The organism is Polaromonas sp., from assembly GCF_018780625.1.
Classification (GTDB): domain Bacteria; phylum Pseudomonadota; class Gammaproteobacteria; order Burkholderiales; family Burkholderiaceae_C; genus Polaromonas.
Map to the genome: position 1 here is coordinate 12,874 of NZ_JADMJK010000179.1, position 14,152 is coordinate 27,025.

The window sequence follows — 14,152 nt, forward strand, 5'->3', positions numbered from 1 at the left end:
AAATGACAACGAAAAACCTTCTGGTTGAACTGTTTGTGGAAGAGCTGCCGCCCAAGGCGCTCAGGAAACTCGGCGACGCGTTCGCCGGCGTGCTGGCCGACCAGCTTAAGTCCCAGGGCCTGGCCACCGACGAGTCGGCGGTAACGGCCTACGCCTCGCCGCGCCGCCTGGCCGCGCACATCAGCCATGTCTGGCTCAAGGCCGCCGACAAGGCGGTGCAGCAAAAACTGATGCCCGCGTCCGTCGGGCTCGATGCGGCTGGCCACGCCACGCCGGCATTGCTCAAGAAACTGCAGGCGCTGGGCGCCGATGTGTCCGACCCGGCGGCTGCCGTGGCCGCGCTCAAGCGCGCGCCTGACGGCAAGGCCGAAGCGCTGTTTTACGACAGCCTGGTCACCGGCGCCACGCTCGACACCGGACTGCAAAAAGCGCTTGAAGAAGCGATTGCCAAACTGCCCATTCCAAAGGTCATGAGCTACCAGCTGGAGACCGACTGCGCGCTGCCCGGCTGGACCAGCGTGAACTTCGTGCGCCCGGCGCACGGCCTGGTGGCGCTGCATGGCAATGCCGTGGTGCCGGTCAAGGTGCTCGGGCTCAAGGCCGGCAACCTCACGCGCGGCCACCGTTTTGAAGCGGCCGTGGACCCGGTGCTGCTGCAGGATGCCGACAGCTACGCCCAGGCGCTGTCCAGGGACGGCGCAGTGATTGCCTCGTTTGCCGACCGCAAGGCCGAGATCGCCCGGCAACTGGCGGCGGCAGCGGCCCGCATTGGCGGCGGTGTCCGGGCGATTGAAGACGACGCCCTGCTCGACGAAGTGACCGCGCTGGTCGAGCGGCCCAATGTGCTGGTCTGCGAATTTGAAAAAGAATTTCTGGGCGTGCCGCAGGAGTGCCTGATCCTCACGATGAAGGCCAACCAGAAGTACTTTCCGCTGCTCGACGCGGCCGGCAAGCTGACGAACCAGTTCCTCGTCGTCAGCAACATCAGCCCTTCGGACGCCAGCGCCGTGATTGGCGGCAACGAGCGCGTGGTGCGCCCGCGCCTGGCCGATGCCAAGTTTTTCTTTGACCAGGACCGCAAGAAGACGCTGGCATCCCGCGTGGCGGGGCTGGACAAGGTGGTCTACCACAACAAGCTGGGCTCGCAGGGCGAGCGTGTCGAGCGCGTGCGCACCATTGCCAGTGCGATTGGCCTGCAGCTCGGCGGCGATGCGCTGGCGCAGCAGGCCGACCAGGCCGCGCTGCTGGCCAAGACCGACCTGGTCACCGACATGGTGGGCGAGTTCCCGGAACTGCAGGGCATCATGGGCCGCTACTACGCGCTCAATGACGGCCTGAGTACCGACGTTGCTGACGCCATTGAAGACCATTACAAGCCGCGCTTTGCCGGCGACGCCCTGCCGCGCAACCTGACCGGTGCGGTCGTGGCGCTGGCCGACAAACTCGAAACGCTGGTCGGCATGTTCGGCATTGGCAACCTGCCGACCGGCGACAAGGACCCGTTCGCGCTGCGCCGCCATGCGCTGGGCGTGATCCGCATGCTGGTTGAAAAAGACCTGCCGCTGGAACTGGGCGCGCTGGTGGCTGGGGCTGCGCCTGCATTTGGCGACAAGATCACCGATGCCTCGGCGGCGCTGACCGAATTCATCTACGACCGCCTGGCCGGCGCCCTGCGCGAGCAGGGCTACAGCGCGCAGGAGGTCGAAGCCGTGCTCGCGCTGCGCCCGCAGCGCCTGGGCGACGTCGCCAAGCGGCTGGCCGCCGTGCGCGCCTTTGCTGCGTTGCCCGAAGCGCCTGCGCTGGCCGCGGCCAACAAGCGCATCGGCAACATCCTGAAAAAAGCGCTGGAAGTGGATCCGCATGTCAGCGAAGTGCTGCTGCAGGAACCGGCCGAGATCGCCTTGTATACCGCGATGAAAGCGGTGCTGCCCCAGGCCAACGCGCAGTTTGACGCGGGCGACCTGGCCGCCTCGCTGCAAACGCTGGCGGCCTTGCGCACGCCGGTCGATGCGTTTTTTGACAGCGTGATGGTCAACGCCGAGGCGCTCGACCTGCGCCTGAACCGCCAGGGGCTGCTCAAAAGCCTGCACGATGCGATGAACCGCGTGGCCGACTTGTCGCGCCTGGCGGCCTGAGTGCGCACTGACTTCGCATGAGCACGCCATGAACCATCCGGCCACGAAGCCGCAGACCGGCTGGTTGGCGCGCTGGACGTCGCTGCACACTGCCTGGTTGCTGTTTGCGCCGCCTGCCGTGCTGGTGGGGCTGCGCTGGGTGCTTCAGTTGTCACCCGACCGCCTGCCCGGCACGCCTGCGCTGCCGCTGGCGCCAGTGTCGGTGCCTTCGGGCTGGGTGGAGTTGTTCTGGCCGCTGGCGCTTGCAGCGCTGGTGCTGCTTGCGGGCGGCTGGCTGCTGCGACGCCTGGGCGGGCGCCGCGCCGCGTCGTTGCTGGGCCTGCTGTGGGTGCTGCTCTGGCTGGGCGGCAGTGCGGCCCTGCTGCAGCGCCACCTGAACGAGCAGGGCTTGTTCTTGCGCGACGCCGCCGCGCCCGGCGAGGCACCGCGTCCCGGCGCGGTCCTGGCACAGGTACTCTCCAGTCAATTCAAGCCGCCCAGTTTGCGCAGCATGGGCGGCACGGCGCTGGTGCTGCAGGTGCCGGGTCTGCCGGAGCCGCACCGCCTGCTGCTAAACGAGCCGCAGGCGGCGCAGATCAAGCGCGGCGACACGCTGGCGCTGGCCTTTTCACCCGGCCGTTTCCGGGGGCTGTTTGTGATCGATTGGCGGGTGGTGCAGCCTGCGGCGACGCTCCCGGCGGTGTCCGCTTCCCCCTCTTTGATCATCAAACCATGAAACTCATCATTCTTGACCGCGACGGCACCATCAACAGTGACAGCGATGATTTCGTCAAAACCCCTGAAGAATGGCTGCCGCTGCCCGGTGCGCTGGAAGCGATTGCCCGGCTCAACCAGGGCGGCTGGCGGGTGGTGATTGCGTCGAACCAGTCGGGCCTGGGGCGCGGCCTGTTCGACGTGGCGGCGCTCAACGCCATCCATGCCAAGATGCACAAGCTGCTGGCCGCCGCTGGCGGGCGGGTTGATGCGGTGTTTTACTGCCCGCACAGCCCCGAGGAAAGCTGCAACTGCCGCAAGCCTCTGCCCGGGCTGTTCGAGCAGATCGGCACGCGCTTTGGCGTGCAGCTTCAGGGTGTGCCGACGGCGGGGGACTCGCTGCGCGACCTGCAGGCGGGCGCCGCTGCCGGCTGTGAGCCGCACCTGGTGCTGACGGGCAAGTCGGCGCACTACCGCAACGGCGGGCAACCCGAAGGCCTGCCCGCCGGCACCTTGCTGCATGCCGATCTGGCCGCGTTTGCAGATTTCATCCTGGAGCGCGGCGCTTCGCCCTCGTCCGAAAAAGATAAAAAATGATAGCGATAGCGGTAAGTTTTATAAGGGCCAAGGCCCATCAACATCATAAAAATTACCTGACACCCCACCCCCACCGGAACCACTGACATGCCCCTGATTCGCTCCATCCTGCACATGCTGTGGATGATTCTTACCGTGATGCCGTGGGCGCTTTTTGTGGTGTTCGCCTCCCTTTTTGTCAATAGCACCACCATGTACTGGATGTGCGCGCGCTGGCTGAAGCTGGCGGTGGACAGCGGCACCTTCATACTGGGCATCAAGAACCGCATCACCGGCATGGAAAACCTGCCGACGGGTGAACTCAGCGCCGCCGTGTTGCTGGTCAAGCACCAGTCGACCTGGGAAACCCTCACCATGCCGGCGATCATGCCGCACCCGCTGGCCTATGTGTTCAAGAAAGAACTGCTCTACATTCCGTTTTTTGGCTGGGCCATGGCGCGCATGGACATGATCCACATTGACCGCAGCCAGGGCACGCGGGCGTTTGCCAAGGTGGTCGAGCAGGGCAAGCGGCTGATGGCGCACGGCACCTGGGTCATCATGTTTCCTGAAGGCACGCGGATTGACCGCGGGCAGGCCGGCGTCTACAAATCGGGCGGCGCGCGGCTGGCGATCAAGGCCGGTGTGCCGGTGATCCCGATTGCCGTGACGTCTGCGAAATGCTGGCCGCGCAAGGCCTTCATCAAAAAGCCGGGCATCGTCGATATTTCCATCGGCAAGCCGATTGACAGCACCGGCCGCAAGCCCGACGAACTGATGCTGGAAGTCCAGGCCTGGATCGAAGCCGAAATGCACCGGCTCGACCCCGAGGCCTATGCGGCCCCCGCGGCCCCGTCCCGCCAGGGCTGAGCGGGCCGCCCCGCTGCACCCCATCAAACCGCCATGATGCACAGGCTTCTTCAATTCACACGGGATCTATTTGAGCTGGCTCCGGCTGGCAGCCCGGCGCCTTCCGGGCCCGCTGGGAAAACGCCGAAATTGAAGGAAAAAGTGCCTGTGGCCCATTCGGGAACGGCTCAAGATGCTATTGAAAAGATAGCGGGTAATGCCCCCGCGGCGTTCCGGCACCCGCATGCCACGCGCGAAGCCTTGCTGGGCGGCATGGTGGTGGCCTATGCCTTCAGGCGCAGCGCGCGCCGCAGCATCGGATTTTCGGTGGGGCCTGAAGGGCTCGCGGTGAGCGCGCCCAAATGGGTGCCGCTCCATGAAATTGACCAGTCGGTGCGTGACAAGTCGGGCTGGATTCTTAAAAAACTCCGGCAAACCCGCGAGCGCCACGAGCGGCTGGAGTCCGCGCGCATTGACTGGAAGGACGGCGCGACGTTTCCTTTTCAGGGCGAGCCCTTGCGGCTGGTGATTGAGGCGCACCCGCCGGCTGGCGCCGCTAGAGCCGTCAACGGCGTCAGCGCCGAACTCAAAAGCCTTGCAGCCGGCCTGCCCGAAGGTGCCTGGCCGGCGGAGGTGGAACGCGCCCTGCATCTGCGCCTGCCCCTTGGCGCCACGCGCGAACAGATCCGCGACGCCGTGCAGGCGTGGCTGATGCGCCAGGCCCGGCAGATTTTTTCCGAGCGGCTGGCGCATTTCGCCCCGCAGCTCGGTGTGCAGTGGCACAAGCTCAGCCTGTCCAGCGCCAGTACACGCTGGGGCAGCGCGAGCAGCAACGGGTCCATCCGGCTGAACTGGCGCCTGCTGCACTTCAAGCCTGCGGTGATGGACTATGTGGTGGTTCACGAGCTAAGCCATTTGCGGGTGATGGATCACAGCCCGCGCTTTTGGGACACCGTGCGCACCATCGTGCCCAACTACGCCGAATTGCGCAGCCAGCTCAAAGATGAGGGAATTCCCCGCTGGTGAAGCAGCATGAGTGCAAAAGTATTACATTTACGCTTAAATTGATAATATGATGGAAACAAAAAAATCCATCGGAAAACTGATGATCGCAATCCAGGAGAGGTGACATGAGCGACAAGCTGATACTCGTAGTTGAAGACAATCCCGACCACCTGGAATTGACGGTGCTGACCCTTGAGGAGCACGGTGTCACGGCCGAGATCGCCGTGGCCCGGGATGGTGCGCAGGCGCTGGACTATCTGTTTGGACGAGGCATTCATGCGGGCCGTGACACCCAAAGGCAGCCGTCTTTTATTTTGCTGGACATGAAGTTGCCCAAGCTGTCGGGCCTGGATGTGCTGCGCAGCGTGCGCGCCAACCCGCTTACCGCGCTGGTGCCGGTGGTCATGTTGACCTCGTCCAGCGAACAGTCCGACATCGTCGCGTGCTACCAAAGCGGCGCGAACGGCTTTGTGCGCAAGCCCGTCGATTTTGCGGATTTCACCAAAAAGCTCGATCGCCTGCAGGCCTATTGGCTGGATGTCAATGAATCCATTGCGGCGGCTTGAGCATCCACGCGGCGCTGCGTCCGGGCGCCTTGTATAAAGCAAAACCATGATGCGGACGCTGAGGACCCGCCTGGTCCTGCTGGTGGTGGCCGCAATGGTTCCCCTCTTTGGCCTGTCTGCGGTCAATGCATGGCTCAATGCCGATGCCGCCGTCGAGCGGGCGCAGGGCGACCTGCAGTTCGCGGTCTCGCTGGCCGCTTCGAGCCAGCAGCGCCTGACCGAGACGGCGCACCAGGTGTTGACGGTGATAGCCCATGTGCCCGACATCGCGGGGGGCCAGGAGGCGGGCTGCAGCCGCTTCCTGGGGGATCTCAAACGGCAGTTTCCCGGCTACGCCAACCTGGGCGTCATCGGCGCCGATGGTTATGCGCGTTGCCTCGGCCCTGGCGCGCGTTCGCCGCTCTACCTCGGTGACCGTTCTTATTTTCGTGACGCCGTCAGCCGCCGCAGCTTTGTGTCCAGCGAATACATCGTGGGGCGCGTGACCGGCAAGCCGACCACCAACTTTGCGCTGCCGGTGTTTGACGCGCAGGGCCGCGTCGCCTTTGTGGCCTATGCGGCGCTTGATCTCACCAAAATGGCCGAGTCGATCGCGGCGATCCATGTGCCCGCCGGTGCTGCGCTGGGAATCCATGACCGCAATGGCACCTTGCTTGCCGGGACCGCCAACCTGCCCTTGCCCGTTGGGCAGAAGGCTGCCAGCCCTGTCTTGCAGGAGGCGATAAGAACCTTGCGCACGGGGGTACATGCGGGTCTGGATGGCGCGGGCCAGCAGCGGCTATGGGCCTTCATGCCCAGCAGCGCGCAAACCGAATCGGCGGTTTTCGTGGTGGTCAGCATGGACCGCGGCCAGATCATTGGCGCCAGTCAGCGTCAGTTTGGCCTGGAGCTGGCGGTGTTGCTGCTGATGGCTTTTCTCGGGGGGGGGATTGCCTGGATCATGGGTGCGCGCACCATTGTCAAGCCGACCCGGGAAATTCTTGATGCCACCCGCCAGGTCGAGCAAGGCCGGCTGGATGTGCGCATCCCGACCCGCGGGCAGGATGGCGGGGACGAGCTTTTCACCATCGCCGCCGGATTCAACCGCATGGCTGAATCATTGCAAAAGCACCATGATGCGCTGGCCTCCGAGCTGGCGCAGAGCCAGGCGAGTCAGGAAAAGTTGCGCGACGCCCAGCGTCTCGGGCGCATAGGTTATTGGGAAATGGACCTCGAGTCCCGCGTGATGGGATGGTCCGATGAGGCCTGCGAGGTGCTGGGCACGGATCGCCTGCGGGTTGGCAGCAGCTATGACGCCTTCGTCGAGTTAATCCATCCCGATGATCGTGCCGCCTTTGCAGCCCGGCGCGATGCCGCTGTCGGGGAAGGCCTGCCGCTGGACCTGGAGTTTCGCGTCATCACGACGGCTGGCGCGGTACGCTGGATTCAGCAACTTGACCGGGTCCAGGGCCGAGGGGCGGGTGCGCAAACCGGCCGCCGCTCCGGGGTGATCCGGGACATCACCGAGCAGCATGCGTCGCAAGAGCATTTGAGGTTGCTGGAAACCTGTATTGCCCGCCTGAACGATATGGTGCTCATTACCGAGGCCAGGCCTGTTGACGCGTCCGGCCACCGCATCGTTTTTGTCAACGACGCGTTTGAGCGCCACACCGGCTACCGCCGTGAAGAGGTGTTGGGCAGGTCGCCGCGCTTTTTGCAGGGTCCCCGCTCGCAGCGCGCCGAACTCGACCGGATTCGCGCCAAGATCATCAAGTGGGAGCCGGTTCGCGCCGAGTTGATCAACTACACCAAGAGCGGGCAGGAGTTCTGGGTTGAGCTCGACATGGTGCCGATTGCCGACGCCAAAGGCGGGTTCACGCACTGGGTGGCCGTGGAGCGGGACATCACCCGCCGCAAGCTGGCTGAACAGGCCTTCATGGACAGTGAGCAGCGCTACGCGGCGCTGTTTGATGCGGCGCCGCTGCCGATGTGGGTATTTGACATGGCCAGCAAGCGGTTTCTGACGGTCAACCGCGCGGCGCAGCAGAGCTACGGTTATTCGTCCGAGGAATTCCGGGCGATGAGCATCTTCGATATTCGTACCGAGGCAGAGGCGGGCCGCTTGCGCGAGGAATTGGTCGATGCCATGACGTTGCGACGGGGCCGCTGGATGCACAGCCGCAAGGACGGGTCGCTTTTTCCGGTCAACATCGTTTCGCAGCCGGTTCAGTATGCCGGCCGGGACGCGCGCTTTGTGGTGGCGCTGGACATTAGCGACCAGGTCAAGGCCGAAAATGAGGTCCAGGCGCATCTGTTTACCTTGCAGCGCGCCGCCGATGCCGCCCAGGCCATTACCTGGCACCAGACGCTGGAGGGCACGATGCAGGAGGTGGCAGAGCAGGCGCGCGGTGTGATTGGCGCGCACCAGGCGGTGGTCAGCCTGACGCACGGCCAGGATTGGGCGCAGGCCACCCATGCGCGGTCTCTGTCCGGGAAATATGCGGCTTACCGTGATTTGGTCGAGTCCGCCGATGGCGCCGAAATTCGCGAGATGGTGTGCCAGAGCAACCGTTCGCTGCGCATCACGCAGGCCGGGTTGCTGGCGCATCCGCGCTGGCATGGCGGCGGCAGCAATGCCAGTGCACACCTTCCCATGCGGGGCTGGCTGGCGATACCCTTGCTGGGGCGAAATGGGAAAAATATCGGGCTGCTGCAGTTGTCTGACAAATACGAGGGCGAATTCACCCAGGAGGACGAGTATGTCGCAATGGAGCTGGCCCACCTGGCGTCTGCCGCCATGGAGAATGCCCGGTTGCTGGAAGAAGTCGGTCAGCTCAATGCGGGGCTGGAGCAAAAAGTCGTTGAGCGCACCGCTTCGCTGGCGCGCCAGGAGGCCTTGTTCCGTGCGCTGGCCCAGCAGGCGCCGCAGGTCGTCTGGACCGCCAACCCCAATGGGGCGGTAACCTACGTCAACCGCGCGTGGTTTGACCTGATGGGCGGCACTCTGGAGGACTGGACCGGCACCCGGAGCTGGTTTGCCGTGCTGCATCCCGAAGATGTGTCGGATGTGCGGGCCAACTGGCAGGCCGCCAATGCCAACCAGTCATCTTTTTCCGGCATCCGCCGCCTGCTGGCCAGGGATGGCAGCTGCCACACCATGGCCTACCGGGCCTCCCCGGTGCTGGATGCGCACGGTGCGGTCGCTTTCTGGGTCGGGATCGACGCGGATATTTCCGAGATCAAGGCCATTGAGGCCGCCCTGCGCCTGTCCAACGAGGAGCTCGAAGCCTTCTCGTATTCGGTGTCGCACGACCTGCGCTCGCCGCTCAACACCATTGACGGCTTTAGCCGTTTGCTGGCCAAACAGCTGTCGGGCGAGACTGGCGAGAAGGTGCAGCACTACCTGTCGCGCATTCAAATGGGTGTGGCGCAGATGGGGCAGCTGATCGAAGACTTGCTGTCCCTGGCGCAAGTGGCGCGGGCGCAATTGCGTATCGAGCCTGTCGATCTGTCGGAGATGGCCCGCAATATCCTGGACGAGTGGCAGCTGCGCCAGCCAGAGCGCGCGGTCAGCGTGCGCATTGAAAGCGGCCTGCAAGTCCATGGCGATGGGCGGCTGCTCAGGGTGGTTCTGGAAAATCTGCTGGGCAATGCCTGGAAGTTCAGCGCGCAGCAGGCCATGGCCGAAATCTGCATAGGGCAACAGTCCGAAGCCGCAGGCGGACCCGTATTTTTTGTGCGCGACAATGGTGCCGGTTTTGACATGGCCTATGCCGACAAACTGTTCAGCCCGTTTCAGCGGCTGCATGCGGTGTCCGAGTTTCCCGGGACCGGCATTGGTCTGGCCACGGTGAGCCGGGTGATCGCGCGGCATGGCGGCCGCCTCTGGGCGGATGCCGCGCTGGGCCGCGGGGCTACTTTTCTCTTCACGCTGCCTAAAGTGCTGCATGTGCTTTGAGTGTCCCAAAGGGGGTGGAGTCAATTAAAATGGGAAAAATGATAAACGTAACACCTTTGGCGAACCTCCATGTCGCGTGAGCCCAAAACTTTTGAAGCCGCCATCACCGCGGACGACTTTTCGAGTTCGGACTACTGCGGCACAAGCTACGCGGCCAAGCTGCTGGGCTTGTCGGTGGCCACGGTGCAGTCGCTGGTTGAAAAGGGCGAAATAGAAGCCTGGAAAACGCTGGGCGGGCACCGCCGCATTGCGTTGCACTCCATCAACGCCTATCTGGCCAAGAACAGCCCGCAACTTTCACGGGCCGATACCAATCCCAAGCACCGTTTGCGCGTGCTGATCGTCGAGGACGACGAGATCACCTGTGAGTTGTACCGGGCCTATTTTGACGAGTGGGACCTGCCGGTCGACTGCACCTGGATGCCTTCGGCCCTGGAGGCATTGATGGACATTGCCAGCATGCGGCCTGACTTGCTGATCACCGACTTGTCCATGCCTGGGGTCGACGGTATCGAGATGCTCAAAGCCCTCAAACGCAACCAGCAACTGACGGATATGCAGATCGTGGTCATCAGCGGCTTGCCGCTGGAGGCGATTACTGAACGCGGCGGACTTCCGGCGCACGCCCACCTGCAGAAAAAGCCGGTCAACTTTGACTGGCTGCAGGGCTACGTGACCGCGCTCGTGACGGCCAACGCCAAGTGGCGCCAATGACATGCCCGAACGGGGGCCTCCTGAAAACGAGTTGACTGGCAAGGCCCCGCCGGCCGAATTGACAATGCTCGACTGGAGCCCCCTGGGCTTGGCCAACGACGGGATGGTGCGGCTTGACGGGAGCGGGCGCATCACCGATGCCAACGCCCGGGCACTTGAGCTTTTGCAGTGCACGCTCGAGGCGGTGTCTGGGCGCGATATCTGGGATGCTGTGCCTGAAGAAATCGCCGAGCAACATGAAAGCGCGACGATCAAGGCCATGCAGACGTCGGGGCGTCATGCCTTTGTGGCCCATCAGCGGTTCGAAGGCCGCTGGATCGAATACACCTTCAGGCGGGATGCTTCGGGGCAAGCCGTCAGCCTCAGCGACGTATCTTCCACGCAGCGGTTGCAACACTTGCTGGAAGATAGCGAACGCTATAACCAGTTGCTTTTTGATGCCAACCCCACCGCGATGTGGATGTTTGACAGGCGCTCGCTGCGGATTCTTGCCGCCAACCAGGCGGCCGCCAGCTTTTATGGTATTTCGCGCAGGGAGTTTGTGACGCTTCGCATGGACGCTTTGTTTGACGATGGAGAGGGCGCGGCGCTGATGAGCGACCTGGCGCCCCGCGAAGCGGGCCGGGAGGTTCGGTTTGAACTGCGGCTGTGCAAGCAGCGAAAACTGGATGGGGGTCTGGTGCTGGTGGAACTGGCCTGCGGCCACGTGATGTGGAACGAGCACCAGGCGGTGCTCGTGAGTCTGGCCGACGTCACCCAGCGCCACCTGGGCGACAGCGCCTTGCGGCGGGTCAATGCCGAACTGGGACTGGCGCTGGCCCAGCGGCAAACCGAGTTGGTCACCGCCAGGCGGGATCTCGACGCGTTCACGCATGCGGTCTCGAGCGACTTGCGGGATTCCCTGCATGTGGCGAACGGTTTTGCGACCACGCTGGCCGAAAAATATGCCTCGGTACTGGACGGGCAGGGGATGCATTACGTCAGCCGCATTCAGGCCAGCACCCGGCAACTCGCCAGGCTGGTCGATGACCTGCGGACACTGGCCCAGCTGTCGCAACTGTCCGGCGATCTTGAAACAGTCGATCTGGTGCCGCTGTGCCGGTCGCAGATCGCTGATTTGACCAAGCGGGACCCAGACCGTGTCTTGGCGCTAGAGATGACGGCCACGCTGCCGGTCGTGGGCGACAGGCGGCTGCTGGGGATGGCGTTGGCCTGCATGCTTGAAAATGCCTGGAAGTTCACGTCCAAAAAGACCGAGGCCTGGATCAAGGTGGCGCTGCTGCCAGGAAAGCTGCCCGATGCGCTGGTTCTGGTGGTGTCGGACAACGGAGCCGGTTTTGACGCGGCGTACGGCGAAAAGCTGTTTTCGGCATTTCAGCGCCTGCACTCCTCGGCCGACTTCCCCGGCAATGGGCTGGGGCTGGCGATCGTCAAGGGCGTGGCCGCCAGGCATGGCGGCGAGGTCTGGGCGGAATCCGCCGGGCAGTCCGGCGCCAGTTTTTTCATGACGCTGCCGCAGGGCGCCCCTCCCGCGCCCTGACCGCGCAGCCGTGACGCTCAGGCCGCGCTGAAGCGGTAAATCCCATCCTGCGCCAGGAGCTTGTCGATGGACGCCAGAAACAGCGCCTGGGCGTTGGACTCGGGCAAGGTGCCGACCAAGGGATAGACAAGTTCAAGTTCCTGGAGGTTCATGTAATATTCGCGCCATATCTAACATTGACGTTGACGTAAACGTCATATGCTGCTTATTGTAGGGAAAGCGCTCACCCGGCGCTGTCGCCCATTTAACGCTACCGTTCCCATTTTTTAAACACACCATGGCCACCACCTACACCATCAGCGACCTGGCCAAAGAGTTTGACCTGACCACGCGCGCCATCCGTTTTTACGAAGACATGGGCCTGCTGCAACCCGAGCGCGAGGGCCCGGGCGGGCGCAACCGCATCTACACGGCGCGCGACCGCACCCGGCTCAAGCTGACGCTGCGCGCCAAGCGGCTGGGCCTGTCGCTGATGGAGGCCAGGGAGATCATCGACTCCTATGACAGCCCGCGCGACACGGCGCCGCAACTCCAGAAGTTTCTGGCCATTCTGGCCGAGCACCGCAAGAAGCTCGAAGACCAGATGCTGGACCTGCAGGCCAATCTGGACGAGATCCGGACCCACGAAAAAGAAGCCAGGGTGCTGCTGGGAAAGGCTAAAAAATCAAAATAGTCCATAATTGACGTTTACGTAAACGTCAATTGAAAAACTCTTCAGACAAGGCTCTCCCCATGGTTGTACCTACCGCGCCTGCCGCCCCCCCGGATTTGTTCCAGCGCATCGAAGCGAGCTTTCTGCGCCAGGGCCTGATGCAGCATCTGGGTGCGCGGCTGGTGCGCGTGGAGCCGGGCCTGTGCGAAGTCGCGCTGCCGTATTCGGAGCGCGTGAATCAGCAGCAGGGCGGCTTTCATGGCGGCGCCATGGGCGCGCTGGCCGACATTGCCGGCGGCTATGCGGCCATGACGGTGGTCGCCGCCGATTCAGAGGTGACCACGGTCGAGTACAAGATCAATTTTCTGGCCGGTTTCAAGGGCGGCGAGTTGCGCGCGATTGGCCGCGTGGCCAGGGCCGGCAAGCGCATCATCGTGACCACGGCCGAAGTGCTGCACCTCGATGCCAGTGGCCGGCAAAGCGCCTGCGCGCTGATGCAGCAAACCATCGTTCCCGTGCCCAAAACCTATTGATCGCCGCGCGGCGTTATCTTCTTTTCAAGAAAGACTTCAACCATGAACAACATGCCCGGACTCAATTTCCAACTCGGCGAAGACATCGACGCCCTGCGCGACGCGGTGCGCGATTTTGCCCAGGCCGAAATCGCGCCGCGCGCCGCCGAAATCGATAAAAACGACCAGTTTCCGATGGACCTGTGGGAAAAGATGGGCGCGCTTGGCGTGCTGGGCATCACCGTGGGTGAAGAATACGGCGGCGCCGGCATGGGCTACCTGGCCCACATGATTGCCATGGAAGAAATCAGCCGCGCCAGCGCCTCGGTCGGCCTGTCGTATGGCGCGCACAGCAACCTCTGCGTCAACCAGATCAAGCGCAACGGCACCGAAGCCCAGCGCCAGAAATACCTGCCCAAGCTGATCAGCGGCGAGCATGTCGGCGCGCTGGCCATGAGCGAGCCCGGCGCCGGCAGCGACGTGATTTCGATGAAGCTCAAGGCCGAGGACAAGGGCGGCTACTACCTGCTCAACGGCAGCAAGATGTGGATCACCAACGGCCCCGACGCCGACACGCTGGTGGTCTACGCCAAGACCGAGCCCGAACTGGGCGCGCGCGGCGTCACGGCCTTCCTGATCGAAAAAGGCATGCCCGGCTTTTCCGTCGCGCAAAAGCTCGACAAGCTCGGCATGCGCGGCAGCCACACCGGCGAGCTGGTGTTCAACAACGTCGAAGTGCCGGCGCAAAACATCCTGGGTGGCCTCAACAGCGGCGCCAAAGTCCTGATGAGTGGCCTGGACTACGAGCGCGCCGTGCTCACCGGCGGGCCGCTGGGCATCATGCAGTCGGTGATGGACAGCGTGCTGCCCTACATCCACGACCGCAAGCAGTTCGGCCAGAGCATCGGCGAGTTCCAGCTGATCCAGGGCAAGGTTGCCGACATGTACACCGTGCTGCAGGCCGGCCGCTCGT

General features: G+C 63.7%; 13 protein-coding genes. 12 read left to right on the top strand and 1 reads right to left on the bottom strand.

From position 1 onward, the window contains the following. Positions 1 to 2 precede the first annotated feature (2 nt). From glyS to IV091_RS14100, 9 genes are all read left to right on the top strand, one after another. A complete protein-coding gene (gene glyS / locus IV091_RS14060; RefSeq protein WP_293469781.1) occupies positions 3 to 2,135 on the top strand; it encodes a glycine--tRNA ligase subunit beta in 2,133 nt (710 codons plus the stop codon). 28 nt (positions 2,136 to 2,163) lie between these two features. After that, entirely contained in the window at positions 2,164 to 2,850 is a 687-nt protein-coding gene (locus tag IV091_RS14065) for a hypothetical protein (protein WP_293469783.1), read from the top strand. Further along, positions 2,847 to 3,425 (top strand): D-glycero-beta-D-manno-heptose 1,7-bisphosphate 7-phosphatase, encoded by a 579-nt coding sequence (gene gmhB, locus IV091_RS14070; RefSeq protein WP_293469785.1) that lies wholly within the window; start codon positions 2,847 to 2,849, stop codon positions 3,423 to 3,425. Before IV091_RS14065 ends, gmhB begins: the two co-directional genes overlap by 4 nt. An 87-nt stretch (positions 3,426 to 3,512) precedes the next feature. Continuing rightward, positions 3,513 to 4,274, top strand: a complete 762-nt coding sequence (locus tag IV091_RS14075; RefSeq protein WP_293469787.1) for a lysophospholipid acyltransferase family protein — start codon at positions 3,513 to 3,515, stop codon at positions 4,272 to 4,274. Between the two features lie 36 nt (positions 4,275 to 4,310). Then, the gene (locus IV091_RS14080; protein ID WP_293469807.1) at positions 4,311 to 5,279 is read left to right on the top strand and encodes a SprT family zinc-dependent metalloprotease; all 969 of its coding nucleotides are present in this window, start codon (positions 4,311 to 4,313) and stop codon (positions 5,277 to 5,279) included. A gap of 104 nt (positions 5,280 to 5,383) precedes the next feature. After that, positions 5,384 to 5,824 (top strand): response regulator, encoded by a 441-nt coding sequence (locus IV091_RS14085; protein ID WP_293469789.1) that lies wholly within the window; start codon positions 5,384 to 5,386, stop codon positions 5,822 to 5,824. A 46-nt stretch (positions 5,825 to 5,870) separates the two neighbouring features. Then, on the top strand, positions 5,871 to 9,761 hold the full coding sequence (locus IV091_RS14090) for a PAS domain S-box protein (protein WP_293469791.1): 3,891 nt from the start codon (positions 5,871 to 5,873) through the stop codon (positions 9,759 to 9,761). A 69-nt stretch (positions 9,762 to 9,830) separates the two neighbouring features. After that, entirely contained in the window at positions 9,831 to 10,475 is a 645-nt protein-coding gene (locus tag IV091_RS14095) for a response regulator (protein ID WP_293469793.1), read from the top strand. Position 10,476: 1 nt separating this feature from the next. Then, entirely contained in the window at positions 10,477 to 12,015 is a 1,539-nt protein-coding gene (locus tag IV091_RS14100; protein ID WP_293469795.1) for an ATP-binding protein, read from the top strand. 17 nt (positions 12,016 to 12,032) lie between these two features. Here IV091_RS14100 and IV091_RS14105 read toward each other — a convergent pair whose 3' ends face one another. After that, positions 12,033 to 12,167, bottom strand: a complete 135-nt coding sequence (locus tag IV091_RS14105) for a hypothetical protein (protein WP_293469797.1) — start codon at positions 12,165 to 12,167, stop codon at positions 12,033 to 12,035. Positions 12,168 to 12,292: 125 nt separating this feature from the next. On the opposite strand from IV091_RS14105, the gene IV091_RS14110 reads away from it, so the two are divergent. From IV091_RS14110 to IV091_RS14120, 3 genes are all read left to right on the top strand, one after another. Continuing rightward, positions 12,293 to 12,688 (top strand): MerR family DNA-binding transcriptional regulator, encoded by a 396-nt coding sequence (locus IV091_RS14110; protein ID WP_293469799.1) that lies wholly within the window; start codon positions 12,293 to 12,295, stop codon positions 12,686 to 12,688. Positions 12,689 to 12,747: 59 nt separating this feature from the next. Next, positions 12,748 to 13,200, top strand: a complete 453-nt coding sequence (locus IV091_RS14115) for a PaaI family thioesterase (RefSeq protein WP_293469801.1) — start codon at positions 12,748 to 12,750, stop codon at positions 13,198 to 13,200. 42 nt (positions 13,201 to 13,242) lie between these two features. After that, a partial coding sequence (locus IV091_RS14120; RefSeq protein ID WP_293469803.1) for an acyl-CoA dehydrogenase family protein occupies positions 13,243 to 14,152 on the top strand: 910 nt, incomplete at its 3' end.